The following is a 25,493-nucleotide window of genomic DNA, read 5'->3' on the forward strand; positions in this document are numbered from 1 at the left end:
AAATTACATATAAAAAGCGCGATCATAGAAAATATGATAAAATGAACTTAATTTTCAAACGGAAGAAAGGGAGATACAATGGAACAATTCATTAACCCTAGAGTGAAGGACATCCAAATTTCTGGAATCCGTCAATTCTCTAACATGATTCAAAACTATGATAATTTGATTTCTTTAACAATCGGACAACCCGATTTCCCTACACCTTCTCTCGTAAAAGAAGCTGCAAAACGGGCTATTACAGAAAACTATACAAGCTATACACATAACGCTGGTTTACTAGAATTACGCAAGGCAGCTTGTAACTTCGTAAAAGATAACTACGATTTACATTACTCACCTGAAAACGAAACCATCGTTACAATCGGTGCTAGCGAAGCAATTGATGTTACATTTCGAACGATTTTAGAGCCAGGAACAGAAGTAATTTTACCTGCTCCTATTTATCCAGGTTACGAACCTATTATTCGATTATGCGGTGCAACACCTATTTTTGTAGATGTTCGTAAAACTGGATTCCGTTTAACAGCTGAAGCGCTTAAAAATGCTATTACAGAAAAAACAAGATGTATCGTACTACCGTATCCTTCTAACCCGACCGGTGTAACTTTATCAACAGAAGAACTAAAAGATATTGTAGATGTTTTAAAAGACAAAAATATTTTCGTCCTTTCAGATGAAATTTATAGCGAGCTGGTATATGAACAAAAGCACACATCTATCGCTCATTTCCCAGAAATGCGTGAAAAGACAATTGTCATTAACGGTTTATCTAAATCACATTCTATGACTGGCTGGCGTGTTGGACTTTTATTTGCACCAAGCTATTTAGCTGGACACATATTAAAAGTTCATCAATACAATGTAACGTGTGCTACTTCAATCGCTCAATACGCTGCAATTGAAGCATTAACAGCAGCTAAAGACGCACCCAAAATGATGCGCCACCAATATAAAAAACGCCGTGATTACGTATATAATAGACTCACTCAAATGGGATTAACAGTTGAAAAGCCAACAGGTGCATTTTACTTATTCCCATATGTTGGTCATTTGACATCTTCATCATTTGATTTTGCACTTGATCTTGTCAAAGAAGCTGGACTAGCTGTAGTTCCTGGAACAGCATTCTCTGAATACGGTGAAGGCTACCTTCGCTTGTCCTATGCGTATAGTATTGAAACTTTAAAAGAAGGCTGCGACCGATTAGAAGCCTTTCTAAAGAAAAAAGCTAAGAGTTAAACTCTTAGCTTTTTTCTGCATAATGATCACAAGTTTGACGTTTTAGTAATTTATGAGGAATAATGATACACTTTGCAGTGGATTCTGCATTCTCTACTTTATCAACTAAAGCTTTTGCTCCCTCATATCCCAGCTGATAAATATTCACATCAACTGTCGAAAGTGGAGGGCTCGCAATTTCTGATAATAAAGCATTATTAAAGCTTACAATAGAAACATCCTTCGGTACAACGAATCCTTTTTTAGAAAGAGCACTTAACACACCAAGTCCAATTAAGTCATCCGTTGCCATAATTGCCGTCGGCGGTTGCTGCAGTCCCATTAATTCCTCAACCGCTTGTTGACCACTTTCCCTCGAAAAATCAAAATGTAAAATATATTCTTTTGGTAATACAATGTCTGCTAATTTCAAGGCATCACTCATACCAGCTAAACGATCTCTCGTTACAAGTAAATCTGAACCACCACCAATGAACGCGATTTGCTTATGCCCTAATGAAATTAAATATTCTGCCACTTCTCTTGCAGCTGTATAATTGTCATTATCTACATATGTAATTTCATCTTTTCGATCATATGGTTTTCCTATTAAAACAAACGGGAAATTTTGTTCATGTAAATATTGAATAATCCGATCATTCTCTCTTGAATATAAAAGAATAATGCCACCAATTTGGCGTCCCTGTACCATCTTTACAACACCATTAAAAATTTCTTCTTCCGTTTCACCTGTCGACATGTAAAGCGCATAACCTTCTACGTGTGCAAATGAACTAATCCCTCTTATAACTTCTGGGAAAAATGGATTTTGAAAAGCTTTACTTGCAGAACTTGGCATAACAAGACCAAGTGTTTTCGTCGTTTGGTTCGCAAGATTTCTCGCATTTAAATTAGGATGATACCCTAATTCACTCATTACTTTCCTAACACGGCGCTTTGTCTTTTCACTTATACTTGGATTATCAGCAATTACACGAGAAACTGTTGATGGTGCAACATTCGCTTGCTTCGCCACATCTTTAATTGTAACTGTCATAAAAATCCCCCTCCTCTCATTTCTCTGCCATTTTTCATATATTTTATCTCGCACTCATTGCAAGTCATAAACTTTTATTTCTTATATCTTGCAAAACTAATCCTATTCTCCCTCTTCATGTATTGTAAGGGATATAGCTATTTTTTCCTATACTATAATATACTATTTATTTGACATCTTTTCACATGTGATGTCAAATCTCTTTTCATCTCCCTATAAAGTTATTTATAGGGAGATGAAAAGAAAAATGGGACGTAATGTCCCATTTTTCATCCTTTCGTACCTCCAGCTGTTAAACCGGAAACAAAATATTTTTGTAGTGATAGGAATAAAATTGAAATCGGGATCGCAATTAACACAGAACCCGCTGCAAACGTTGTAAATTCATTACCGAATTTCTTCGCAACCATTTCATATAATCCAACTGCCAAAGTATAATTTTCTGGTGTTCGCAAAATAATACTCGCTAAAATGAAATCTGTAAATGGACCAATGAAAGTAAATAACGCTACAACCGCTACGATTGGCTTTGCAAGTGGCATAATGATTTGCCAGAAAATACGGAAATGCCCTGCTCCATCCATTCGAGCTGATTCATCCAACTCTTTCGGAATCGTATCAAAATACCCTTTCATAAGCCATGTATTCATCGGAATTGCTCCGCCCACATAAATTAAAATTAATGCACGATGTGTATCAAGTAATCCTGTTAACTGAGCTAATATATATAGTGCGATTAACGCTGCAAAATTCGGGATCATTTGCAAAATTAAAAATGTTAATAAACCATTCTTTCTTCCAACAAAACGATATCTCGAAAATGCATAAGCAGTAAAACTAATGGCTAGTACAGAGAAAATCATCGTCATTACGCTAACTTTCAAAGTATTTTTATACCAAAGTAAGTAATTACTTGAATCGAGATCAAGTAGCTTGCGATAATGATCTAATGTGGCATTTTTCGGAATAATACTTGACCCAGATAAACTATCCCCTGGATTAAACGATGAGCCAATTATCCATAGTAATGGATAGAAAATAATCGCACACATTATGAAGATAACTAAATAACTTAATGAAAGACGTAGCATCTTTTGTCGTTTAATATTCATTTACATCATATCCTCTTCTTGGAATGATTTTGTTCTCTTAAATTGCCATAACGCAACTGTAATAACAATTAACGATAAAATCATTGTAAGAGCTGCTGCTTTTCCGTACTGAGCCGAAGTCATCGTTAACTTATAGATCCATGAAATTAAAATATCCGTTCCACCTGCATTTTGTCCAGACACAGCAGGTCCTCCGTTATTAAATAGATAAATAATACTAAAATTATTAAAGTTAAACGTATATTGCGTAATTAATATTGGCGCTGTTGCATATAACACAAGTGGCAATGTAATTTTGCGGAACTGTTGCCAAGCAGTTGCTCCATCTACTGTAGCCGCTTCATATAATTCTCCTGGAATCGATTGCAATATACCTGTTGTCATTGCAAAGACGAACGGGAAACCAAGCCATGTTTGAATCATAATTAAAGCAATCTTTGACCAAAACGGGTCTGTCATCCAAGCAATCTTTTCAATCCCGAATAAAGCTAATACTTGGTTATTAATTGCTCCAAATGTTTCATTAAACATACCAGCAAATACAAGAATAGATACGAATGCTGGAACAGCCCACGGTAAAATAAAGATTGTTCGAATAATTGCCTTACCTTTAATACCAGGCTGATTTACGATAATCGCTAAAAAAATACCAAGTGCAACTTGTAATGTTGTTGCAACGAATGTCCAAATGACAGTCCAAGAAAATACACTTAAAAATGTATCTCTCCACATCGGTAATGTGAAAATATCAATAAAGTTTTTAAAACCCACCCAATCTACTAATTTAGCTGGAGGAGAATGATATAAATCATAGTTTGTAAATCCAATTAAAATTACGAAGATGATTGGAAATACGACAACAAAGATAAGTAGTAGAAAACCTGGTGAAACCATTAAATAAGGAAAGCCTTGATCTAACAAATTACGGTATTGCTCTTTTACAGAATTTAACGGTGTTCCTATATCACGTTTCTTTCCATTTTGATATGCATCATATAAGTTAAATGCATATATGCCGAGCCCAAACGCGATAACGATAAGTGCCAAGATCCCTTCTACTAATAGAAAGACAGAATGGTCACGTGGAACTTCTGTACCGAGCGTTACAATGCCCCATAATCCCATATTTAATAAATCAGCAAAGGCTACAATAAATGAACCTGTTAATACTAGAAAAATAAGACCTTTTACAAATTGTTTATTATATATTTGGCCCATGCCCGGAATGATTGATAACACGGTTGCCATTTTCCTATGCTTTGAATGGTTTAACCCCTTTGCAGGTTCCATAGATGTTTGCATGTTCCTTCCCCCTTTTTTCTTCCCACATGGAAGGGAGAGAATTCGTGCCCCTCATATTAGAGGCACGAATTTCACCTTATTTTTTCTTACTATGATTTGCCTCAATATTACCTTTAATTTGTTTCACTGCACTATCAAGTGCGGATTTTGGTGCTTCTTTATCTGATACAACTAATTGAAGCGCATCCCCAGCTGGTTTCCAAACTTCCTGCATTTCTGGAATATTCGGCATTGGAATTCCATTTTCCGATTGCGTCGCAACCGCTTTTGCAGCCTCATTTTCTTTAATGATTGGATCTTCCATTACTGATTTTACTGGTGGAATTTCTTTCGTTTTCTCAAAGCGAATTTTAGCATTTTCTTCATTTGTAACCCACTCAGTAAATTTTGTAGCTAAATCATTTTGTTTAGAGAAGCTTGTTACATGCCATCCTTTTACACCAACGAACGTTTTCATCGGTTGACCATTTGGTAATTTCGGCATTGGAGCAACACCATAATCTATTCCAGCCTTTTCCATCGCTTGGAATGCCCATGGACCATTCATAATAGATGCTGCTTTTCCTTCATTAAACAATCCATCTGCAGCTGAACCACCAGATTCACCGATAATACCTTTCGGGAATAACTTTTCTTTGTACCATTTTTGAATATATTCAGCACCTTGTACCGCACCGCTATTATTTAATCCAATATCATTTGCATTTGGCTTTCCATCTTTTTCACCAAATACATAACCACCCATACCTGCCATAAATGCATTAGCAAAGTAGAAGTTATCTCCTAATGCTAAAAATCCGTATTTTCCATCTTTCGTAAAGTCTTTTGAGAAGTTAAACAGTTCATCCATCGTTTCGGGTGCTTTTTGCATCATTTTTTTATTATAAATAAAGATTGGTGTTTCAATCGCTTTTGGTAAACCGTATATTTTTCCGTTATATGTTTGTGCTTCTATTGATAAATCTGTAAATTTACTTTTTACTGTATCATCTACTTTCACTTCTGAAAGTAGCCCTTCTGTTACCGCATTACCAATATGATCATGTGGCAATGTTACAACATCTGGCCCTGTGCCAGCTGGACCGTCGAGACGAAGTTTTTCTATTTGTTTCGTCATCTGAACCTCTTCAACTTTTACTTTCACATTATATTTCTTTTCAAAACTTTTCACCGCTGGCTCTAGACCCACACCTTTTTTCTCATCTTCCCAAACAAGAAGGTCATAGTCTTTTTTCGCTTTACTTTCCTCTTTTTTCCCTGAATCTTTCGGTCCACATGCAGATAACATACCAATAGATAATGCTGAAACCGTTAATAATGATAATGCTTTCTTCATCCCAAAAACCTCCCTAAATTGTCTATGTACCTCAGTAACTGAAAACGTTTGCATTTAATAGTTTAATTGAAGCGCAAACAATATCCCAAGTCTATAAAAACGTTTGCGCTATTTGTCTATCATTATACATTCTTTTATTCATTTTGCAAATATTAATTTAAAAATTATGTCATTATACTCTTTATACATTGACTTTATATGAAATGAATACTACTCTTATAAGCAATATTAAAGCTACGAGAAAGGCAATCGTTTGCAATATAGGCTTTATTATTACACTTAAGGGAATACTATGTATAGAGATATTGAAGGGGGATTTTCTATATGTTTAAAGAAGCCATTTATCATAGGCCGAAAGATAATTATGCATACGCTTATGATGAACAAACAATTCACATCCGAGTACGTACTAAGAGAGATGATATTCAAAGCGCCGATCTTATTTACGGTGATCCTTACGAATGGAAAGACGGGAAATGGATATCATCAAGTACACCCATGAAAAAAACGGGTTCTACTGCATTATTTGATTATTGGTCCATTTCAATCGAACCCAAATTTAAGCGCTTACGTTATGGGTTTGAATTAAAATCTGAAACAGACACTCTTATTTATACAGAGCGAGGATTCTTTTCTAACATTCCAAATGATGATGTTGGTAACTTTTTCTGTTTTCCATTTATTCATGCAGATGATGTATTCAAAGCACCATCTTGGATTAAAGACACCATTTGGTATCAGATTTTCCCTGAGCGATTCGCTAATGGCGATAGTACGCTGAATCCAGAAAACACCCTTCCTTGGGGAAGTGCGAATCCAACTCCAACTAATTTTTTCGGCGGAGATTTTTCTGGTGTTATTCAAAACCTTGATTACCTTGTTAAGCTTGGCATTTCCGGAATATATTTCACACCTATTTTCAAAGCTCATTCAAACCATAAATATGACACAATTGACTATATGGAAATTGATCCACAATTTGGGACGAAAGAAACTTTCAAAGAGCTCGTTGAAGAATGTCATAAGCACGGTATAAAAGTAATGCTCGATGCTGTGTTTAATCATAGTGGATACTTTTTCGAGAAATTTCAAGACGTACTAGAGAACGGTGAGAAGTCCGCATATAAAGAGTGGTTCCACATTCATGAATTCCCAATTATAACCGAGCCACTTCCAAATTATGATACTTTCGCCTTTACACCGTATATGCCTAAATTAAATACAGCTCATCCAGATGTAAAAGAATACTTACTTGAAGTAGGACGTTATTGGGTACGAGAATTTAATATAGATGGCTGGCGCCTTGATGTCGCAAATGAAGTCGATCACAATTTTTGGAGAGAATTCCGAACTGAAATAAAGACATTAAATCCTGAAGTATATATTTTGGGAGAAATTTGGCACGATGCCCTTCCATGGCTACAAGGCGATCAATTTGATGCTGTCATGAGCTACCCTGTTACAAACGCTCTACTTTCTTACTTTGCTAACGATTCCATTAAAGCAAGTGAGTTCATGAAGCAAATTACAGAATCTCTACATTCCTACTCTATGAATGTAAATGAAGCAGCCTTTCATTTATTAGATAGCCATGATACTCCAAGAATTTTAACAACATGCAACGGAGATAAAAATAAGTTGAAATTGCTCTATGTATTCCATCTTTCTTTCATCGGTTCTCCATGCATTTATTACGGAGATGAAATCGGCATGGATGGTGGTATGGACCCCGATTGCCGTAAATGTATGATTTGGGATACTAAAGAACAAGATCATGCATTATTTACACATATACAAACATTGATTTCATTACGAAAACAACATGAAGCTTTTGGAGGACATGGTACTTTTCAATTCATCGAAGCAAATGATGAACATAATTATATTTCTTATACGAAAACATATGAGGATGAAACTATCTTTTTCGTTTTAAACCCTACTAATAGTGAAGTTACAGTTTCACTCCCTCTTCATGTTACTGGTAAGAAAATAATTAACATTTATACAAATGAAGAATTTTCAGCGGAAGCAAGTGTATTACAAGTTACACTTCCTCCATATGGATTCTCCATATTAAAATGGTAATCCAAAAAATCCTTATGCCAAGGTGGCATAAGGATTTTTCTTATTTCAATTTGAATACTATCGCTTCATACGGACGTAATGTAATGTTATCTATCGATCCGATTTCTACATCGTAATTGTGTATAAATAATTCTGATTCACTATAACTAATATCCTCAGGCATTTCAAATACACTTTCATCCGCAGTAAAGTTTGCAATAACAAGTAGTTTTTGGTCTCCATATGTTCTTACATAAGCAAAAACAGAAGGATTATTCTCTAATATTAAATCATATGATCCATATACAACTATTTCATTATTTTTGCGTAGCTCAATTAATTTCTTATAGTAATAAAAAATTGAACCTTCATCTTGGATTGCTTGTTTCACATTAATCTCTTTATAGTTAGGATTTACAGTAATCCAAGGTTCACCTGTTGTAAATCCAGCGTGATTCTGATCATCCCACTGCATCGGAGTTCTAGCATTATCACGACCCTTTATATAAATAGACTCCATTACTTTTTCTATATCTTCACCATGGTCTATCACTTTTTCTTTATACATATTTAACGTTTCAATATCTCGATATTCATCAATTGATTGGAATCGAACGTTCGTCATTCCGATTTCTTCACCTTGATAAATATATGGCGTTCCCTTCATCATATGAAGAACTGTCGCTAACATTTTTGCTGATTCAATGCGATACATTCCATCGTTACCAAAACGAGATACAACGCGAGGCTGATCATGGTTATTCCAATAAAGGCTATTCCATCCGGTATGCTCTAATGCTTTTTGCCACTTTGTCAAATTCTCTTTTAAAGTAAGAAGTGAGCATGGTTTTACATCCCACTTTCCACCTTCTCCTGAATCTAAATCCATATGTTCAAATTGGAATACCATTTGCAACTCTTTTCGTTCTTCTCCAGTATACAATTTGGCTTCTTCTGTCGTTACACCTGGCATCTCACCAACCGTCATAATATCATAATGCGATAATACTTCCTCATTCATTTCATGCAAATATTTATGAATGTTTGGACCGTTCATAAAATGTTTATGACCTGAAACATAGCCATCTTCATCTGTTTCAACAGTTGGTAATCCTTCTTCTTTAGAAATAAAATTGATCACATCCATGCGGAATCCATCAATTCCTTTTTCTAACCAAAACTTCATCATCTCATAAACATCTTGTCTTACCTTTTCATTATCCCAGTTTAAATCCGGCTGTTTTTTAGAAAACAGATGTAAATAATATTCATCCGTCATTTCATCGTACTTCCATGCAGACCCACTAAAAGCAGCTCCCCAGTTGTTCGGTTCTTTCCCTTCTTTTCCAGGACGCCATATATAGTAATCTCTATATTTATTATCTTTTGATTTACGTGATTCAATAAACCACTTATGTTCATCAGATGTATGATTAACAACTAAATCCATCATCAATTTCATATTACGTTCATGCATTTCATGTAATAGCTCATCCCAATCTTCCATTGTTCCGAACTCGTTCATAATCTTACAATAATCGCTTATATCATAACCATTATCATCATTTGGAGATTCATAGACTGGTGATAACCAAATCACATCAATCCCTAACTCTTTTAAATAATCTAGCTTTGAAATAATCCCTTGAAGATCTCCTATACCATCACCGTTACTATCCATAAAGCTACGAGGATAAATTTGATATACTACGCTTTCTTTCCACCATTGTTTTTCCATTATGCTACCCCATTTCATTCATAATTCATTTTTCTCTTTTTTAAGGCGCAAACGTTTTCATTAATGAATGATAACAGATTCTATCTCAATTTAAAATAGCGCTTACAATTTTTATTGTTCTTTTTCTAAGAAAACATACGAAAATTACTAATAACTCTTCAATAAATGAAAACGTTTTATTTTTTTATTTATTTTTTGAATCTATTCGTTTATAATGAACTCAAAGAAAACGTTTGCATAATTATTTCTAGGGGGAAATACCATGGCAGAACTTAAATTAGAAAATATTTATAAGATATATGATAATAACGTAACAGCTGTAACCGATTTTAATTTACACATTCAAGATAAAGAATTTATCGTATTTGTCGGTCCTTCTGGATGCGGAAAATCTACAACATTACGAATGGTAGCTGGACTCGAAGATATTTCAAAAGGCGAGTTTTCAATTGATGGTAAACTAATGAATGATGTTCCTCCAAAAGATCGAGATATCGCAATGGTCTTCCAAAACTACGCTCTTTATCCACATATGAGTGTATATGATAATATGGCATTTGGATTAAAACTTCGAAAAATACCAAAAGATGAAATCGATCGTCGTGTGAAAGATGCAGCAAAAATTTTAGGGCTTGAACAATATTTAGATAGAAAACCGAAAGCATTATCAGGTGGACAACGCCAACGTGTTGCGTTAGGTAGAGCAATCGTTCGAGATGCAAAAGTTTTCTTAATGGATGAACCATTATCAAACTTAGATGCTAAACTCCGTGTTGCAATGCGCTCAGAAATTTCTAAGCTACATCATCGCCTTGGAACAACAACAATTTATGTAACACATGACCAAACAGAAGCAATGACTATGGCTTCGCGTCTTGTCGTTATGAAGGATGGAAAGATTCAACAAATTGGAACTCCAAAAGAAGTATATGAAACACCAGAAAACATTTTCGTGGGTGGATTTATCGGGTCACCAGCGATGAACTTCTTTCGTGGTAAATTGACTGAAACCGATTTCGTTATAGACAATACCATAAAAATCAAAGTATCTGAAGGAAAAATGAAGATGCTACGTGAACAAGGCTATGTAAATAAGGAAATTGTTTTAGGTATTCGCCCGGAGGACATTCATGATGAACTACTATTTTTAGAAGCTTCACAATCTACTACTTTCACAACAAAAATTGAAGTTGCTGAATTGTTAGGTGCTGAATCTATTTTATATATGAAACTTGGAAATCAAGATTTTGCAGCACGTGTTGATGCACGACATATATTCTCACCTGGAGATCAAATTAAATTGGCATTTGATTTAAATAAAGCGCATTTCTTTGACAGCCAAACAGAACAACGTATTCGCTAAAGAAATTTCCTTCTATATAACATACAAAAAAACCGTCCACATATATTGAGGGCGGTTTTCATTATTATACTAGGGCTTCTACTGTATGAAATGATTGTCCTTTCGTGCTAATAATACCGAAAATCGGTAAATCACTAAGCACCACTTCTTCTTGCTGTTTCATAAAAGATGACGTTAATTGTTTTATCTCTATCCAAACGTCATTAATACAAAGTACATTGGAATCGTTCTCTTGTTGGCGAGAAAAAATAGAATCTATTTTATATAAACCACCATTTTGAAAAAGCATATCAATGCGACTGAATGCATTCAAAGTAATGCTAATAACGCGTTGCCAATCTCCTTGCTTTCCCATATCATAGGATACAAAAAGTGCCTCTCCGCCTAGATTCATAATTTCCTCCACTGTTGCTTGTCCACTCTCTTGATCAATGTCCGTCACAATAACTTTTGCGCCTTGTTTAGCCAACAAAAGAGCTGTATTACGTCCAATACCGATGCCACCGCCAGTTACGATAGCAACTTTTCCTGCAAGCTTCATTTTCATTACCCCTTCTATAAGTCTTACCGTCATTCAGTATACTCCTTTATAAGATTAATCTGCAAGCAAGAAAAATTGCTCATTCGTTTGTAAGCGATTACTTTTTTACTCCTTCTTTTTTCCTACTATTACGCTGATCGAAAACTAAACCGATGAAAATTAAAATCCCCCAAAAGATTACACTACCTCCAGTCATTTCAATTTCCCCCTTATTATATAAAGATATTATTTTAATCATTATAACATTTTCTTAATTTTCAATCTATTAAAACCCAAAATGATATTATTACATAAATTGTAGTATAACAAAAAAAGACCTTCTTATTTTATGGATAAAAAGGTCTTTTTTCATTATACAAGACTTATTACTTTCGTCTTTGTAATTAAGTCCTGAAAACCGCAATTGTCTTTGCGGAACAACATCATATATACGTTACATATTAATGGAATTCCTAATAGCAATACGTTCGGCAATAACAATACAAAAAATCTTATAATTAATGTTTGCAACGTTAGCTTTTCACTCTTCAATGAAATTAATTTTATTCTCGTTACCTTTTTGCCAAGTGTAACACCGTTCCAAATAAAGGGTAACACAATAAAATATATCGCCATTAATATGAAAACTACTGCGAAATCATATCTAAAATCACCTAAACTTATATTAAAGCGCTTAAACATAGCACTATAGTTTCCGGTCATAATAGCTACTACTGCACCATACATAACCGAGATTAAAAACATGTCAATTAGGGAAGCACCTATGCGATTCATTACAAGCGCTGGACGATGCATCTTTAACTTCATTTTATGTCGACTCCTTCATATCCTTCTTTACCCGTCTCATCGTACCACTTCTAAAAAACATTGTAAACTAGCGTTTCTCTTACTTTTCTTGTACAATTTGTTACAATAGCATTATAAAGGAGGTTCCCATATTGAAAAAATGGATAATCCTATTCGTCGCCTTCCTATTAACTGGTTGTACAGGAAACACAAGTCACTTAACTTATACGGTTAACGATGAATACGAGCTCATACGTACTTCTGGAAATGCATTTGAACTTTTCCCCTCGCAAGATGCTGTATATGCCACACAATACATCCCTGCAAAAATTACAGACATTGCTTGGGATGATAAATACATTATTGCAAAACAAACTGAGGAAAAATCAGATCCAAATAACCCTGACGCAGCAATTGCAAATAAAAAAAGTGAACATTATTGGATTATTGACGTAAAGCACAATAAACGTTTCGGCCCCTATAATGAAAAGCAATTTAATAAACAAAAAGATGCGTTTAAAATTAAGGTACCTTTTCAAAATGTAGATTCATACATAAAAGAAATAAAAAAACAGTCAGCATAATCTTTTGAGTGCTGACTGTTTTGTCTTACATTATTTTAAAAACACATTACTCCGAAAGTGAGATATTAAACGTTTGTGGCTCTTTTACAACATCTTGTGTTTCTGAATCTCCTGCAAGTAAATCATCAGTTATAAACTGAATATCCTTTACCTTGTCTTTTCCATCGTCAAGTATTAAACCAATAATCCCATCTCTTGTTTCACCAGGCTTATAGTCTTCTCTTGATACATTTTTTGTACCAACTAACGTATCTTCGTCATATAAAAAGTTTTGAGTCGCTACTTTAAAATGTTGCTTACCATTAATTATAACATCATTCATAGAGAAAAATTGCATATTTTTATTTCCGCTATTCTCCACTTTATATGTAATCTCAACGTAACGAATTGTATTACTAATCTCTGTTCCACTTAGCGATGCATATAATTCTGCATCTTCTTGGCTTACTTTATCCCCTAATCTACGTTTTACTTCTTCAGGAGTTAGTGCCGTGTATACTTTCAATGTATTTTTTGCCTTTTCACTCATCTGTGATAAAGAGATTACTTTCACATCTTGTACGTGAATTTTCATTGGCGCTACTTCAAATGTTTGATTCACAGAATGCATCTGCTCTAACATGAAAGTACCCCAGCCTGTTTCTTTCACTTTTTGTCCTACTTTTTTCAGCTCACGCCCACCATATTCTTTTGTTTCAGGAATAGATTCTTTCTTCTTCGGTTCAGCTTTCTTTTCTTCTTGATGGAAGCAACCACTTAACATAAGAAGAAAACTACATAAAACAAAAATACTTTTCCATGCTTTCATCATTTCATTTCTCCTAACGCTATCATTCATGAATATAAAATTAATCCCTTGCTTTGTAAACTATAGAAACAATGAAAAGTCCACAAAATGAACTTGTCAGTCCAGATACTATTATACCTCCAATTTGGAAAATATGAAAATAGGGATCTAGGAACACATACACGATAAATATAATAGTTGCCACAACAATTACTGAAATCCAATACTTTCTTTTTTCCGAAGCTAAAATAAAGTCTTTACCCATTTCATTTCTATGCTTCCATAAAACGTATGCTAATAATAGAAAACCAATACATGTACTTCCATGTTGCATATATTTATAAACAGAGATACCGTACCATTCTCTTTGCAATAATGGTATTTTCATAACAAAATAGCCTGTCTTATGAGTGAATGCATCCCAAACAACATGCGTTAACATACCGAATAATGCTGAATAACAAAATACAAAAAGATCCTTCCATGTATGAAGACCCCACCCCTTGTCTACTGCATATGTATAGTAGCCAGCAAATGGCTTAGGTAAATGTGTTATAAAAGACTTTTTTAAAATGTAATGATATATGTATGCTAATAAGAAGACAAGTGGTAAATTTAAATATAAGAACCCAAGCCACGTATGCCCAATAACACCATACGGTCTAAAGTGTAAAAAATATTCAAAGTCAGGCGCCATACTACCTAATATAAGAGCCGTTACTGACATATATTTAGAATGCTTTTTCGCAAAAGGAAGAACTGCTGCTGGATGTGCAAATGTAAACGGCATACTTTAACTCCTTCTCACATTTTCAGTAGAATACCATATATCATAACGAGAGAATGGAACTTCATGCAATATTTATTTTCACATTGGAATATGATAGTTTAAATGATATAATCCACATAAATATTCAGAAAACAAGAAGGGATTCAGGTGTTATTAACACTTGTATTTGCTGCCTTTTTAGATTCAAAATCCGTTATGAATTGAGGTTTATATATTGATTGACGTACCCTTTTTACAAAATGTCACATTAAAAAAAGAAAATATCCCTAGTTTTTCCGCATATCCTTACTGCTTACCCGCTATCCGAACATTACAATCACTAGCTTTCCATCCAAATGTAACATTCATTATTGGAGAAAACGGAACGGGTAAATCAACATTACTTGAAGGAATTGCAATTGCGTTAGGTTTTAATGCAGAAGGTGGAACGAAGAATTTCCGCTTTAGCACAAACGATTCACATTCATCTTTACATGAATACCTTCGAATTTCAAAAAGTTTCAATACACCAAACGACGGTTTCTTTCTTCGCGCTGAATCATTTTATAACGTTGCTTCTTATATTGATGAAATAGATGCTATAAAATCTTACGGCGGCGTTTCACTACACGAACAATCACACGGTGAATCATTCTTTTCCTTATTTATGAATCGTTTTTCAGGACAAGGTTTATACATTTTAGATGAGCCTGAGGCAGCTCTATCACCGATGAGACAACTTTCCATGCTCATTCGAATGCACGAACTAGCTGAACAAGGTTCACAATTTGTTATTGCGACGCATTCTCCTATTTTAATGGCTTACCCTGAATCTACTATATACTCTTTAACACAAGAGGGGATTCACGAATCCACATTAGAAGAAACCGAGCATTATCAAACGACGAAACTTTTCTTTGAAAATCGCGATCGATTATTCCATCATCTATTTGAGTCATAAAAAAAGAAGCAGCAATAGCTGCTTCTTTTTTATAGTGCTTCTATAAATAAGGCAACCCCGATACCGCCACCAACGCATAAAGAGGCAATTCCTTTTTCTAAACCACGTCTTTTTAATTCGTGAATTAAACTTACTGTAATACGAGCCCCTGTACAACCAATTGGATGCCCAAGTCCTACGCCACTACCGTTTACGTTCACTTTTTCACGGTCTAAGCCTAACTCTTTCTCTACAGCTAAATATTGAGCCGCGAAAGCTTCATTAATTTCCAGTAAATCTGCATCTTCTAATGACCAATCTACTTTCTCTAATCCTTTTCGGATTGCTGGTGCTGGTCCAATACCCATAATTTTCGGGTCTACTCCAGCTACTGAATATCCAACAATTCTAGCTAACGGTTGTAAGCCTTTTTCTTTTGCTTTTTCTTCGCTCATTAATACTAGAACTGCACTTCCGTCATTCAGGCCAGATGCATTACCTGCAGTTACAGACCCATCTTTACGGAATGCTGGTTTTAACCCTGCTAATTTTTCCGCTGTAATATCTGCACGTGGATGCTCATCCTTCGAAAATACTACTTCTTTTCTACGTTCTTTTATTGTAATAGGAACAATTTGATCGTCAAAGTGTCCAGACTCGATTGCCTTCAGTGCCAATGTATGACTGCGAAGAGCAACTTCATCTTGTTCCTCTCTTGTAATTTCATATTGTTCAACTAAATTTTCCGCTGTTTCACCCATCATAATATGGTGAATCGGATCTTCTAACACTTCCCACACCGTATCACGAATTTCTCCGTGCTGTAGACGTTGTCCCCAGCGGTGCTGTTTCAATGCATAAGGGCTCGAACTCATCGCTTCTACTCCACCTGCAACAACAACATCACTTACACCTAATTGGATTTGCATTGCAGCTGACATAATTGCTTGCATACCTGAAGAACATTGACGTTGGATTGTATATCCCGTAACTGTGTCAGGAAATCCTGCCGCTAATGCAGCTGTTCTCGCCGTATTTGCTTCATCAGTTCTTTGAATACAATGACCTAAAATTACTTCATCAACTTCATGTGGTTCTACCCCGCCTCGTTTTACAGCTTCCTGAAGTACAGGAACAGCTAATTCTACTGGCGTTACATTTTTTAGCGCTCCTCCAAAAGTTCCAATTGGCGAACGAACTGCAGCTGTAATAACAACATTATGCATTTTGTACTTGCCCCTCTCTTATGTACCCTAGTAAGTTTTTAGGTGAAATTCCATAAGATGTATATCTATAACTATCATACTATAAACATACTAAAAAATCAAAATATTTCATATAATAAAAATAGAAGGAATTAACCTTCTATTCTGTCAGTGCATATAAAAACTTTTGCAAAATTTTCTCTGTCGTTTCATTCAATTTTGGCAACTTATCTACTGGAAAATATTGAAGTTTCAACCCTTCATGATCGAGCTTTAATTCCCCGCTCACATGATGTGCCTGATACAGATGAATGACATTGAAAATTTCATCGCCATTCGGATAACGGAAATATACTTCTTTTCCTGATAGAACACCAAGAAATTGCATTATTTTTGCAGTTAACCCCGTTTCCTCAAATAACTCTCTACGTGCCGTTTCTTCTGTCGTTTCACCTAGTTCCATCGCCCCGCCAGGTACACCCCAATCATATGTATCTGAACGATATTGAAGCAATACTTCTTGTTTATCATTTAATATAATGATTGCTGATCCTACGAGAATAAGCGGTCTTGTACCAACGACTTTTCGTAACTCTTCAATATACCCCATATGTAAATTCCCCTTTCCCTAACCTCTCTTATCATAACAAAATTTCTCTCTTTTTGTTCATGTAATTTTAAAGAAAAAAAGGAAGCTTTCGCCTCCATTTTTTCATCTTTATTTCTTAAAACTTTCATATTTTACAGCTTCAAAAGCTTCCTCAATTTCATCATTACGATAATGGACATATGTAAAACGACCCAATTCTACTAATCTTGCTATTTCCTGTAACGCTTTATGCTGCTCATATGTTTCTTTCAGCTTAATATGTACATAAAACTTCATTAAAGGATGTTCATATAAAGGTTCTCCCACCTCTACATATACATCTTCAACCCCTTGTACAACTCTTACATAACTCGCAAATTGATAAAGTGCTTCTCTGTCTGAAACGATTTTTAATGTATACATATATTCTCCCCCTTTCCTTTACTATATCAAAAAGACGACCATACCATGTTATAGAACTATGAAATTTTTTCGACTTGTCATCTATATATTCAATAAAGAAGGCGTTTATCCATACATGACATCTTTTTCCCACATATATTATAGGAAGAACTTTTTTCATTTGAGGTGTTCCTTATGGATCCATACGTCAATATATGTATTTGTATTACTCCCGGCGCCGATATTTCTGATGACCGCATCGCAAAAGATTTAGCTGTTGCAGAATCAATTTGGCACCCCATTACATTTCAAATTCAAGAAGTAATTGTATTAAATGAACTTTTCCGTTTTTTTGACCGTGAAATCAGTTATAAAAATTCCATTCAAAGTCAAGAAAAGTTGGCATCCTTTTTCCAAACATGTGTAAATGAAGCTCCTGAATGCGACCTTTATATTTGTTATATTGGCAGTGATTATTTCAAAGAAACAGCAGTAATTGCCTGCGCTTATTCTTTAGCAAAACAACAGCAACTTACTGGCTATATCGTTTTAACAAATTCGGCTGCCCCTATGAAAAATATATATACGCTCGCTCACGAAATCGGTCATATTTTATTTACAAGACGTATTCATGGAAAACTTACTCATGCAGATCCTCATTCTCCAACCGGCTCGGAGCACCACCCTTCTCCAACAAACCTTATGTATCCGATAGTCCCTCGTCCAGAAAACGTTCATATTCATTCCTTATTAACAACAGAACAAAAAGCGCTCTCTTTACAAAGCTCTTTACTACAAAGAAAAAAACAGTAACCTTCATGTTACTGTTTAAAACAACTTGTTCCAATCAACAAACCAAATCCCGGCTGCTAGAAATAAAAATAGACAACTAAATGTAATCCCTCTAAAAATCCCTATATAATATTTCTTTGGAAATAATTTTTTGCATATCCAGAGCAGCCCTTTTCCAATTAAACCGAAGAACAAAATATAACCTGATGTGTCATCTAGTAAAGTATCGAAATAGTCATCATGTACCTTTTTCGAAAAGGTAGTATATAGCCCGAAAATCGTTAAACCTAAAAATACAATAGACAATATACCTAGAAATATACTTTGCATATTTGTTCTCCTCTCAATAAAATATTCCGTTCGCTCAATATTAGTAACAAACTAGTTTACAGTTTTTTGCTCTTCATTTTTTAAAGACCATCTCATTAATACATATAAACTTCCGTACAGAAGTAAAGGCTCTAGTATTCCCCAATATGGGTTTTGCTTTCCTAATTCTTTAAATACAAACATAATTAATAGTGGTATGATAACAACTAACATTCCAATCCATCCAAGTATGTACGCTTCCCCAATTAACAATACTAATAAGACAATTCCAACTAGTATATAACTTTGTATAGTAGTTAATTGCAATACAGGTGTCCCATACCACTTATTCATAAACATTAATAATACTAGTAATAAAATTGGTAACAAAGCTGCTACATAAATAATGCTAAATTCTTTTATTTTACTCTTAAATGATGACATTTTAAAAGCAAATATTATACTTACAATAGTAATCATTAAAACAATTGGGTATCCAATCAATTGTACATTCGTTAACGTAAATTTATGATTAGGATTTTCAAATAATATATTAGTAAGTAACCAACATCCACCAATACCAATAATCATCCCTAAAATACTTTTTATACTCCCGCTTTTATCCTTCTCCATCTCTTTCGCTAATTCTTCCGCATACTCTTTTGGTGAGTCACCAAATATGTCACTTACTGTCTTTCCCTCTTTCTCGCCTTCTATTAAATGAAGTTCTGCATCTGCAAGAAAAGCGTCCACATCTTCTTCTTTAATCCCATTTGTTATTAAATATACTTTCGTATCGATTAAAAACTTTTCACCTTCTTTAGAAACCTTCATGATAATCCCCCTTTATTTAACCGTTTCTCTTCTATTCGTCTTCATCATAATTTCAAGGAAAATTAAAATAAACAAACTTCCGTATAAACATATAATTTGAAATAGCATTGGCATAAGATCTTCAGATGTAAATGTTTTAAACATTAACATAATAGAAAGCGGAATAATTAAATATAAGTTTTTAAACCATCCTTCAAAATATATATTTATAGCTACTGTGATGATAAAAATCCCACCAGCTAATATATAACTTTGGACTTCGGTGAATGTGAGCATTTTTGTAGGATATATCACATCTAATATCGTAACAGCTCCTAATAAAAACAATGGAGCAATCATAACTAAAGACCACATAGAAAACCATGTTTTTGTAAAGCTTGTGACGAAGGTCATTTTGCGAAGTAGAAAATTAGGACCCATAACAACTAAAATCAATGAAAAACTGTAACCGATACACTGTATAAGTGAAATCTGTAACATTCCATTACTCACTATTAAGATAGAAGCAATAATCCAAAAAGATACGATATTCATTACTGTAAAACCAATTTGCTTCCACGTTTCCTGTCTATCTCTTTCCATCACTTTTACAAGTTCATTTGCATATTCTTTCGGTGAGCTTCCGAAAATATCTTCTACACTCTTCCCCTCACTCTCACCTTCTATTAAATGAAGTTCTGCGTCTTCTAAAAAGTTTTCAATATCACTTTCTTTCACACTCTTTGCCGTCAAAAATAATCTCATATCTAACAAAAACTTTTGTGCTTCACTTGATAACATTATTTTCTCCTTCCCTTCCCTTCAAGTAAACGTTCTACACTACTTTGCATCGCTTCCCAGCGATCCATAAATTCATCAAGTGCTTCCTCGCCTTTTTCTGTTAATGTGTAATATTTTCTCTTTGGACCAGATGGAGATTCCTTCATTACGCTTGTTATTAATCCTTCTTTTTGCATTCGTATTAATAACGGATAAATACTTCCCTCACTCGCCATTGTAAAACCATACTTTGCTAGCTTCTCACTCATTTCATAACCGTATATTTCGCCTTCAGAAATAATAGCAAGTAAGCATCCTTCTAAGATCCCTTTCAGCATTTGACTTGTCGACATAATTCAAATCCTCCTACTATCTTGTTTTACAAGATAGATAAGCGTAAGTATCTTGCTTTACAAAATAGTATAGCAAAGACTATTTTGCAAAACAAGATAGCTAACGATATTTTTTCCAAATGTTTGCAGGAATTTCATTATAACCTCTCTAAATAGAGCACTATGAAAACTTTATTATGAAGGGATGTTTTTCATCATGGTTACAAATCGAGTTGTCTTTTTAACAGGTGCTGCGAGTGGTATTGGATATGAAGTGGGAAGTACTTTTGCAAAAGAAGGTGCAAAAGTTGTGATTACTGATCGCCTTGAAGAACGTGCGAAAGAAGCTGCTGAACAATTACAAAATGAAGGTTTTCAAGCTATCGGTTTAAAATGTGACGTTACATCTGAAGAGGAAATTACAGCAGCAATTTCTCAAACAGTTGATCATTTCGGTTCATTAGATATATTAATTAACAACGCAGGAATGCAACACGTTTCACCCATTGAAGACTTTCCAACTGAAAAGTTCGAGCTGCTAATTCAAATTATGCAAATTGCTCCGTTTATCGCAATTAAGCATGCCTTTCCGATTATGAAACAACAAAAATATGGTCGTATTATTAATGTCGCTTCTATTAACGGCCTGGTCGGGTTTGCTGGAAAAGCTGCCTATAATAGTGCAAAACATGGCGTAATTGGATTAACAAAAGTTGCCGCTTTAGAAGGTGCTACGCATGGTATTACTGTTAATGCCCTTTGCCCTGGTTATGTCGATACCCCTCTTGTACGTAATCAACTACAAGACTTAGCTACTACACGAAATGTACCACTTGAAAATGTTTTAGAAGATGTCATTTATCCACTTGTACCACAGAAGCGTTTGCTACAAGTACAAGAAATCGCTGATTATGCTATGTTTTTAGCGAGTGAAAAAGCGAAAGGTATAACTGGTCAAGCTGTCGTTATCGATGGTGGCTATACTGCTCAATAAAAAATAAAGTTTGCTCAAGAAGAGCAAACTTTATTTTTTATCGCGAGGATCTTCGTACTTTAGTAATTGCCGCGGGAGCTTCTCAATTGCAACAATTACCCCCTCTAATTTACTTTCAATACGGTGGAGTAAATATAATGTTACAACAATTGGAAACCCTACATTACCTATCATCTTGATCCACTCTTCCATCCTCTTCTCCTCCTTTCATTATATAAGTAAGAGAAAACAATGCATTTAGGCATAAAAAAACAAGCTATTATGTATTAGCCTGTTTTTCAAATAATGATGCAATTTCTCTTTTATAATCCCCGCTTATAATACCTTTCTCAGTAATAATTCCTGTAATTAATTCGTTCGGTGTTACGTCAAATGCAGGGTTATAAACATTCGTTCCGATTGGTGCTACTTGTTTTCCAAAGATTTTCGTAACTTCTGTTTCATCTCTTTCTTCAATAATTATTTCGGCTCCAGTTTCTTTCGTAACATCAAATGTTGACAGTGGCGCAGCAACATAAAATGGGATATCAAAGTACTTTGCTAAAATAGCTAAATTCATTGTCCCTATTTTATTTGCCGTATCTCCATTTGCGACAATTCGATCCGCCCCTACAATAATTGCATCTATTTCTTTCGTTTGAATAGCATGAGCTGCAGTATTATCTGTAATAAGGGTCACATTAATATTTGCTTGCTTCAATTCCCACGTCGTTAAGCGACCACCTTGTAAAACTGGTCTCGTTTCACACGCATATGCATGTAAACGCACACCTTTCTCTTTTCCAATATAAAAGGGAGCTAATGCAGTTCCATATCTGGCAGTTGCGATACTTCCAGCGTTACAGATTGTTAAAATATTATCGCCATCTTTAAAACATGTTAACGCATATTCCCCAATATTTCGGCACACCTCTTCATCTTCCTGCTGAATGCGAAGCGCTTCTTCTTCTAATGTTTTTTGTGCTCCTTTTATTGTAGTAATCCCTCGAATAGATTCTCTCATACGATCAATTGCCCAAAATAAATTGACCGCTGTCGGGCGTGACGTCCCCAAATAATTACAATCTCTATTAAACTTCTTTTGAAATTCTTCAATATGTACAGTGTTATATTTTTTTGATGCAAGCGCCAAGCCAAATGCAGCTACAATTCCAATTGCAGGCGCTCCTCGTACTTCTAACATTACGATGCTTTTCCAAACCTCTTCAATAGTCGTCAATGTTTTGTATTCTGTGCTATGCGGCAATTTCGTTTGATTTAATACCGCAATTGCATCACCTTTCCAGCTTACAGATCTCGGAACAGTAACAATTGTACTCACGCTTTTACGCCCCCTGAAACTGTCTGTTGAAATAATGTTCGAAACAGTTGAATATCTGCACTTTTAGATTCATATTTTATTAGTTCTTTACCTAAGGATAGCGCTTGCTTCTTAGCTTGAATTCTTGTTTCTTTATTTTCTATTTCATCTAAATCTGCTACATGAGCTAAACCAATTGTTCTACGAATCAGTTCACATCCGGCAAATCCAACTGCATCAGTAAAGATATTTTGCAAAATAATTGGTAACCATTGTTTTTCTTTCGTATATACTTCTACACCTTCTCCAATCCATAACTTTGTAAAAGTCTCTACAAAATAACTCCACGTCTTTTCTATATGGAAAAATAGTACACTTCTTTTTTCTTCTTCTCTAGATAAAGCATTTAATAATAGATTTGCAATAAATTGACCTATGTCAAATCCAAATGGGCCATATGTCGCAAATTCTGGATCAATCACTTTCGTTTCAGAAGGTGACGAAAAAATACTACCAGTATGTAAATCACCATGAATAAGAGTTTCTTTTCTTGTTAAGAACTTATATTTATATTGTGCTACTTTTAGTTTTAAAGTTTTATCACTCCAAAGTTCATCAACCACGAGCTGTAAATCTGGCTCATAATCATTTGTATCATAATGTCCAAACGGATCTGTAAACACTAAATCCTCTGTAATTTTACAAAGGTCCGGATTTACAAAGGTACCTTCTAGTACCCTCTTCTCTTCTGACTGTAAACCAAAATCTGAAGTATAAAATAAAACATGTGCTAGAAAACGGCCGATATGCTGGGATAAAAGCGGATATTCTTCTCCGCCTATTAATCCTTTTCTTGTAATTGTTAGTCTTGATAAGTCTTCTATTACCGTTATCGCTAACTCTTCATCATGACTGTACACTGCTGGAACATAATCCGGTACATACTGCGCAAAAATTTGTAAGGCCTTACTTTCAATCGTTGCTCTTTTTATAGACAATGGCCAGCTTTCACCAACTACTTTCGCATAGGGCAGTGCTTGTTTTATTATAATTGATTTCTCTCCATCATCTAATTTGAACACGTAATTTAAGTTTCCGTCTCCAATTTCATGACAAACGACATTTGCCTTCGCTTCAAAATAGCCATGATCTTTCGCATATTGTACAGCTGTTATTTCTGTTAATGAATAATATCCCATCGTCTTCTCCCCCTTTTTAAATTCAGAGGTTTTTCTAACATAGAAAAACCTCTTTCCACTAAGAAAGAGGTTTGAAGTTTATCTTCTCCCCTCTTATCTGCCAGAAAGTTTTACTTTCTGCTGGAATTAGCACCGTGCCTTTTGGCGTAATAAACGCCCCATTTCACAATGGTATTACGGTCGGTTGCTGGGCTTCATCGGGCCAAATCCCTCCACCTGCTCTTGATAAGAGTTGTATAATTTTTTGAATTTTTAACTTTATGTTGAAGACTATACCAAGAATAAAAATCACTTGTCAACATTTTATTTGTATAATTCTGGACGACGATCCGCAAAAACTGGAATTCCTTTACGTACTTCTTTAATTTTCTCGAATACAAGCTCTCCAAATAAAATTGATTCTTCTTCATTTGCTTCTACAACAACCTCGCCCCAAGGATCGACAATTAAAGAATGACCGGCAAACTCATTATTCGGATCCTTTCCTGCCCTATTACAGGCAACAACATAACATTGATTTTCAACTGCTCTTGCTTGCAATAGCAAACGCCAATGTGCTAAACGAACTAATGGCCATTCTGCTACAACAAATAAAACTTTTGAACCTTTTGCAGTATGAACGCGCATCCACTCTGGAAAACGAATGTCATAACAAATTGTGCCGGCGCACTCTACATCATCTAACTTAAATTCACCTGTACTATTTCCAGCGATTAAATATTTATGTTCATCCATAAGCTGAAATAAATGCACTTTACTATATTCATTGACTAGTTCTCCTTCCTTGTTTACCACATACATTGTATTTGTAACACCTTGCTCTGTTTGCTTCGCTATGGAACCACCAACAATATGTACACCATATTGTTTCGACCATTCTTTCAACTTTTCTTTCGTTTCCAATCCATCCCTATCTGCAATTTCAGAAAGTCTTGCTAAATCATATCCTGTTGTCCATAATTCTGGTAAGACAATAACATCCGGTCTCTCCTTCATCGCTTCGCTTATTTTATTTTTAGCATTCTCAATATTTTTTTCTACATCTCCAAAAACAATATCCATTTGAATACATGCGACTTTCATTTTTTCAGCCCCATTCTTATTTTTCTCTTTACAAAATACTGGAAAGATTATATCATTTGTCACTAGAATTGTAACAACTTTCAAAAGAGGTGGAA

General features: G+C 34.8%; 28 protein-coding genes and 1 riboswitch. Of the genes, 7 read left to right on the top strand and 21 right to left on the bottom strand.

The genetic code is table 11. The annotated features are described in order from the left end of the window. The first annotated feature begins 78 nt into the window (after positions 1 to 78). Positions 79 to 1,242 (top strand): aminotransferase A, encoded by a 1,164-nt coding sequence (locus BCG9842_RS19960; RefSeq protein ID WP_000434586.1) that lies wholly within the window; start codon positions 79 to 81, stop codon positions 1,240 to 1,242. A 4-nt stretch (positions 1,243 to 1,246) separates the two neighbouring features. On the opposite strand, the gene malR is transcribed toward BCG9842_RS19960, so the two are convergent. The 4 genes from malR to BCG9842_RS19980 all read right to left on the bottom strand — a co-directional run bounded on the left by malR (position 1,247) and on the right by BCG9842_RS19980 (position 6,028). Continuing rightward, the gene (gene malR, locus BCG9842_RS19965; protein WP_000219055.1) at positions 1,247 to 2,278 is read right to left on the bottom strand and encodes a maltose operon transcriptional repressor MalR; all 1,032 of its coding nucleotides are present in this window, start codon (positions 2,276 to 2,278) and stop codon (positions 1,247 to 1,249) included. A 269-nt stretch (positions 2,279 to 2,547) separates the two neighbouring features. Next, positions 2,548 to 3,390 carry a maltosaccharide ABC transporter permease MalD gene (gene malD / locus BCG9842_RS19970; RefSeq protein ID WP_001022601.1) on the bottom strand — a complete coding sequence of 281 codons (843 nt, stop codon included), beginning with the start codon at positions 3,388 to 3,390 and terminating at the stop codon, positions 2,548 to 2,550. Then, positions 3,391 to 4,692, bottom strand: coding sequence for a maltosaccharide ABC transporter permease MalC (gene malC, locus BCG9842_RS19975; RefSeq protein ID WP_001194983.1), 1,302 nt, complete (start codon positions 4,690 to 4,692; stop codon positions 3,391 to 3,393). 76 nt (positions 4,693 to 4,768) lie between these two features. Further along, positions 4,769 to 6,028 carry an extracellular solute-binding protein gene (locus BCG9842_RS19980; RefSeq protein ID WP_000709931.1) on the bottom strand — a complete coding sequence of 420 codons (1,260 nt, stop codon included), beginning with the start codon at positions 6,026 to 6,028 and terminating at the stop codon, positions 4,769 to 4,771. A 324-nt stretch (positions 6,029 to 6,352) separates the two neighbouring features. On the opposite strand from BCG9842_RS19980, the gene BCG9842_RS19985 reads away from it, so the two are divergent. Continuing rightward, on the top strand, positions 6,353 to 8,113 hold the full coding sequence (locus BCG9842_RS19985) for an alpha-glycosidase (RefSeq protein WP_000471785.1): 1,761 nt from the start codon (positions 6,353 to 6,355) through the stop codon (positions 8,111 to 8,113). 40 nt (positions 8,114 to 8,153) lie between these two features. On the opposite strand, the gene malL is transcribed toward BCG9842_RS19985, so the two are convergent. Beyond that, positions 8,154 to 9,830 (bottom strand): oligo-1,6-glucosidase, encoded by a 1,677-nt coding sequence (gene malL, locus BCG9842_RS19990; protein WP_000415169.1) that lies wholly within the window; start codon positions 9,828 to 9,830, stop codon positions 8,154 to 8,156. 262 nt (positions 9,831 to 10,092) lie between these two features. On the opposite strand from malL, the gene BCG9842_RS19995 reads away from it, so the two are divergent. After that, complete coding sequence (locus BCG9842_RS19995; protein ID WP_000818934.1) at positions 10,093 to 11,193, top strand: ABC transporter ATP-binding protein; 1,101 nt, start codon at positions 10,093 to 10,095, stop codon at positions 11,191 to 11,193. Between the two features lie 64 nt (positions 11,194 to 11,257). Here BCG9842_RS19995 and BCG9842_RS20000 read toward each other — a convergent pair whose 3' ends face one another. The 3 genes from BCG9842_RS20000 to BCG9842_RS20010 all read right to left on the bottom strand — a co-directional run bounded on the left by BCG9842_RS20000 (position 11,258) and on the right by BCG9842_RS20010 (position 12,541). Further along, positions 11,258 to 11,767: an SDR family NAD(P)-dependent oxidoreductase gene (locus BCG9842_RS20000; protein ID WP_000218411.1), complete on the bottom strand. Its 510-nt coding sequence runs from the start codon at positions 11,765 to 11,767 to the stop codon at positions 11,258 to 11,260. A gap of 64 nt (positions 11,768 to 11,831) precedes the next feature. Continuing rightward, the gene (locus BCG9842_RS20005; RefSeq protein WP_000145659.1) at positions 11,832 to 11,930 is read right to left on the bottom strand and encodes a hypothetical protein; all 99 of its coding nucleotides are present in this window, start codon (positions 11,928 to 11,930) and stop codon (positions 11,832 to 11,834) included. Between the two features lie 155 nt (positions 11,931 to 12,085). Then, the gene (locus BCG9842_RS20010; RefSeq protein WP_000769078.1) at positions 12,086 to 12,541 is read right to left on the bottom strand and encodes an RDD family protein; all 456 of its coding nucleotides are present in this window, start codon (positions 12,539 to 12,541) and stop codon (positions 12,086 to 12,088) included. Positions 12,542 to 12,672: 131 nt separating this feature from the next. On the opposite strand from BCG9842_RS20010, the gene BCG9842_RS20015 reads away from it, so the two are divergent. Beyond that, positions 12,673 to 13,104, top strand: a complete 432-nt coding sequence (locus tag BCG9842_RS20015) for a DUF3997 domain-containing protein (protein ID WP_000758794.1) — start codon at positions 12,673 to 12,675, stop codon at positions 13,102 to 13,104. A 46-nt stretch (positions 13,105 to 13,150) separates the two neighbouring features. Here the strand turns inward: BCG9842_RS20015 and BCG9842_RS20020 are convergent, their stop codons facing one another. Continuing rightward, a complete protein-coding gene (locus tag BCG9842_RS20020) occupies positions 13,151 to 13,915 on the bottom strand; it encodes a hypothetical protein (RefSeq protein ID WP_000973902.1) in 765 nt (254 codons plus the stop codon). Positions 13,916 to 13,952: 37 nt separating this feature from the next. After that, positions 13,953 to 14,681 (bottom strand): DUF4184 family protein, encoded by a 729-nt coding sequence (locus BCG9842_RS20025; protein WP_001116870.1) that lies wholly within the window; start codon positions 14,679 to 14,681, stop codon positions 13,953 to 13,955. 214 nt (positions 14,682 to 14,895) lie between these two features. Between BCG9842_RS20025 and BCG9842_RS20030 the strand changes: the two genes are divergently transcribed. Then, a complete protein-coding gene (locus BCG9842_RS20030; protein ID WP_000568001.1) occupies positions 14,896 to 15,621 on the top strand; it encodes an AAA family ATPase in 726 nt (241 codons plus the stop codon). Positions 15,622 to 15,650: 29 nt separating this feature from the next. Here BCG9842_RS20030 and BCG9842_RS20035 read toward each other — a convergent pair whose 3' ends face one another. From BCG9842_RS20035 to BCG9842_RS20045, 3 genes are all read right to left on the bottom strand, one after another. Beyond that, entirely contained in the window at positions 15,651 to 16,826 is a 1,176-nt protein-coding gene (locus BCG9842_RS20035; protein ID WP_000552075.1) for an acetyl-CoA C-acetyltransferase, read from the bottom strand. Positions 16,827 to 16,965: 139 nt separating this feature from the next. Next, entirely contained in the window at positions 16,966 to 17,415 is a 450-nt protein-coding gene (locus tag BCG9842_RS20040) for an NUDIX hydrolase (RefSeq protein WP_002005651.1), read from the bottom strand. A 108-nt stretch (positions 17,416 to 17,523) separates the two neighbouring features. Then, entirely contained in the window at positions 17,524 to 17,817 is a 294-nt protein-coding gene (locus BCG9842_RS20045) for a DUF3928 family protein (protein ID WP_000288330.1), read from the bottom strand. A gap of 174 nt (positions 17,818 to 17,991) precedes the next feature. On the opposite strand from BCG9842_RS20045, the gene BCG9842_RS20050 reads away from it, so the two are divergent. Continuing rightward, the gene (locus BCG9842_RS20050) at positions 17,992 to 18,609 is read left to right on the top strand and encodes an ImmA/IrrE family metallo-endopeptidase (RefSeq protein ID WP_000371606.1); all 618 of its coding nucleotides are present in this window, start codon (positions 17,992 to 17,994) and stop codon (positions 18,607 to 18,609) included. Between the two features lie 15 nt (positions 18,610 to 18,624). On the opposite strand, the gene BCG9842_RS20055 is transcribed toward BCG9842_RS20050, so the two are convergent. From BCG9842_RS20055 to BCG9842_RS20070, 4 genes are read right to left on the bottom strand one after another with little or no spacing between them, the layout of a single operon-like run. Next, on the bottom strand, positions 18,625 to 18,918 hold the full coding sequence (locus BCG9842_RS20055) for a hypothetical protein (protein WP_001190642.1): 294 nt from the start codon (positions 18,916 to 18,918) through the stop codon (positions 18,625 to 18,627). Positions 18,919 to 18,969: 51 nt separating this feature from the next. Then, positions 18,970 to 19,731, bottom strand: a complete 762-nt coding sequence (locus BCG9842_RS20060) for a DUF1129 domain-containing protein (protein WP_000868634.1) — start codon at positions 19,729 to 19,731, stop codon at positions 18,970 to 18,972. Positions 19,732 to 19,743: 12 nt separating this feature from the next. Beyond that, entirely contained in the window at positions 19,744 to 20,511 is a 768-nt protein-coding gene (locus BCG9842_RS20065) for a DUF1129 domain-containing protein (RefSeq protein WP_000952877.1), read from the bottom strand. Further along, a complete protein-coding gene (locus BCG9842_RS20070; RefSeq protein ID WP_000107977.1) occupies positions 20,511 to 20,843 on the bottom strand; it encodes a PadR family transcriptional regulator in 333 nt (110 codons plus the stop codon). The genes BCG9842_RS20065 and BCG9842_RS20070 overlap by 1 nt, the downstream gene beginning before the upstream one ends. Before the next feature lie 196 nt (positions 20,844 to 21,039). Here BCG9842_RS20070 and BCG9842_RS20075 point away from each other — a divergent pair, with 196 nt between their 5' ends. Next, positions 21,040 to 21,816 (top strand): 3-hydroxybutyrate dehydrogenase, encoded by a 777-nt coding sequence (locus BCG9842_RS20075; protein WP_000258453.1) that lies wholly within the window; start codon positions 21,040 to 21,042, stop codon positions 21,814 to 21,816. Positions 21,817 to 21,846: 30 nt separating this feature from the next. On the opposite strand, the gene BCG9842_RS20080 is transcribed toward BCG9842_RS20075, so the two are convergent. The 4 genes from BCG9842_RS20080 to BCG9842_RS20095 form a co-directional block, all read right to left on the bottom strand. Further along, positions 21,847 to 22,008, bottom strand: coding sequence for a YvrJ family protein (locus BCG9842_RS20080; RefSeq protein WP_000393336.1), 162 nt, complete (start codon positions 22,006 to 22,008; stop codon positions 21,847 to 21,849). A gap of 67 nt (positions 22,009 to 22,075) precedes the next feature. Then, the gene (gene mtnA / locus BCG9842_RS20085) at positions 22,076 to 23,137 is read right to left on the bottom strand and encodes an S-methyl-5-thioribose-1-phosphate isomerase (protein ID WP_000104617.1); all 1,062 of its coding nucleotides are present in this window, start codon (positions 23,135 to 23,137) and stop codon (positions 22,076 to 22,078) included. Further along, positions 23,134 to 24,315 carry an S-methyl-5-thioribose kinase gene (gene mtnK / locus BCG9842_RS20090; RefSeq protein ID WP_000542672.1) on the bottom strand — a complete coding sequence of 394 codons (1,182 nt, stop codon included), beginning with the start codon at positions 24,313 to 24,315 and terminating at the stop codon, positions 23,134 to 23,136. The genes mtnA and mtnK overlap by 4 nt, the downstream gene beginning before the upstream one ends. A 90-nt stretch (positions 24,316 to 24,405) precedes the next feature. Further along, positions 24,406 to 24,547: riboswitch (SAM riboswitch) on the bottom strand. Between the two features lie 71 nt (positions 24,548 to 24,618). Beyond that, a complete protein-coding gene (locus tag BCG9842_RS20095; protein WP_002162505.1) occupies positions 24,619 to 25,482 on the bottom strand; it encodes a carbon-nitrogen family hydrolase in 864 nt (287 codons plus the stop codon). Positions 25,483 to 25,493: the final 11 nt, after the last annotated feature.

It is taken from the genome of Bacillus cereus G9842, assembly GCF_000021305.1.
Classification (GTDB): domain Bacteria; phylum Bacillota; class Bacilli; order Bacillales; family Bacillaceae_G; genus Bacillus_A; species Bacillus_A thuringiensis_S.

Excerpts from the sequence above, each read along its gene's own strand:
- BCG9842_RS19960 (WP_000434586.1), top strand. The coding sequence starts at position 79 with ATGGAACAATTCATTAACCCTAGAGTGAAGGACATCCAAATTTCTGGA.
- malR (WP_000219055.1), bottom strand. The coding sequence starts at position 2,278 with ATGACAGTTACAATTAAAGATGTGGCGAAGCAAGCGAATGTTGCACCA.
- malD (WP_001022601.1), bottom strand. The coding sequence starts at position 3,390 with ATGAATATTAAACGACAAAAGATGCTACGTCTTTCATTAAGTTATTTA.
- malC (WP_001194983.1), bottom strand. The coding sequence starts at position 4,692 with ATGCAAACATCTATGGAACCTGCAAAGGGGTTAAACCATTCAAAGCAT.
- BCG9842_RS19980 (WP_000709931.1), bottom strand. The coding sequence starts at position 6,028 with ATGAAGAAAGCATTATCATTATTAACGGTTTCAGCATTATCTATTGGT.
- BCG9842_RS19985 (WP_000471785.1), top strand. The coding sequence starts at position 6,353 with ATGTTTAAAGAAGCCATTTATCATAGGCCGAAAGATAATTATGCATAC.
- malL (WP_000415169.1), bottom strand. The coding sequence starts at position 9,830 with ATGGAAAAACAATGGTGGAAAGAAAGCGTAGTATATCAAATTTATCCT.
- BCG9842_RS19995 (WP_000818934.1), top strand. The coding sequence starts at position 10,093 with ATGGCAGAACTTAAATTAGAAAATATTTATAAGATATATGATAATAAC.
- BCG9842_RS20000 (WP_000218411.1), bottom strand. The coding sequence starts at position 11,767 with ATGACGGTAAGACTTATAGAAGGGGTAATGAAAATGAAGCTTGCAGGA.
- BCG9842_RS20005 (WP_000145659.1), bottom strand. The coding sequence starts at position 11,930 with ATGACTGGAGGTAGTGTAATCTTTTGGGGGATTTTAATTTTCATCGGT.
- BCG9842_RS20010 (WP_000769078.1), bottom strand. The coding sequence starts at position 12,541 with ATGAAGTTAAAGATGCATCGTCCAGCGCTTGTAATGAATCGCATAGGT.
- BCG9842_RS20020 (WP_000973902.1), bottom strand. The coding sequence starts at position 13,915 with ATGATGAAAGCATGGAAAAGTATTTTTGTTTTATGTAGTTTTCTTCTT.
- BCG9842_RS20025 (WP_001116870.1), bottom strand. The coding sequence starts at position 14,681 with ATGCCGTTTACATTTGCACATCCAGCAGCAGTTCTTCCTTTTGCGAAA.
- BCG9842_RS20035 (WP_000552075.1), bottom strand. The coding sequence starts at position 16,826 with ATGCATAATGTTGTTATTACAGCTGCAGTTCGTTCGCCAATTGGAACT.
- BCG9842_RS20040 (WP_002005651.1), bottom strand. The coding sequence starts at position 17,415 with ATGGGGTATATTGAAGAGTTACGAAAAGTCGTTGGTACAAGACCGCTT.
- BCG9842_RS20045 (WP_000288330.1), bottom strand. The coding sequence starts at position 17,817 with ATGTATACATTAAAAATCGTTTCAGACAGAGAAGCACTTTATCAATTT.
- BCG9842_RS20050 (WP_000371606.1), top strand. The coding sequence starts at position 17,992 with ATGGATCCATACGTCAATATATGTATTTGTATTACTCCCGGCGCCGAT.
- BCG9842_RS20055 (WP_001190642.1), bottom strand. The coding sequence starts at position 18,918 with ATGCAAAGTATATTTCTAGGTATATTGTCTATTGTATTTTTAGGTTTA.
- BCG9842_RS20060 (WP_000868634.1), bottom strand. The coding sequence starts at position 19,731 with ATGAAGGTTTCTAAAGAAGGTGAAAAGTTTTTAATCGATACGAAAGTA.
- BCG9842_RS20065 (WP_000952877.1), bottom strand. The coding sequence starts at position 20,511 with ATGTTATCAAGTGAAGCACAAAAGTTTTTGTTAGATATGAGATTATTT.
- BCG9842_RS20070 (WP_000107977.1), bottom strand. The coding sequence starts at position 20,843 with ATGTCGACAAGTCAAATGCTGAAAGGGATCTTAGAAGGATGCTTACTT.
- BCG9842_RS20075 (WP_000258453.1), top strand. The coding sequence starts at position 21,040 with ATGGTTACAAATCGAGTTGTCTTTTTAACAGGTGCTGCGAGTGGTATT.
- BCG9842_RS20080 (WP_000393336.1), bottom strand. The coding sequence starts at position 22,008 with ATGGAAGAGTGGATCAAGATGATAGGTAATGTAGGGTTTCCAATTGTT.
- mtnK (WP_000542672.1), bottom strand. The coding sequence starts at position 24,315 with ATGGGATATTATTCATTAACAGAAATAACAGCTGTACAATATGCGAAA.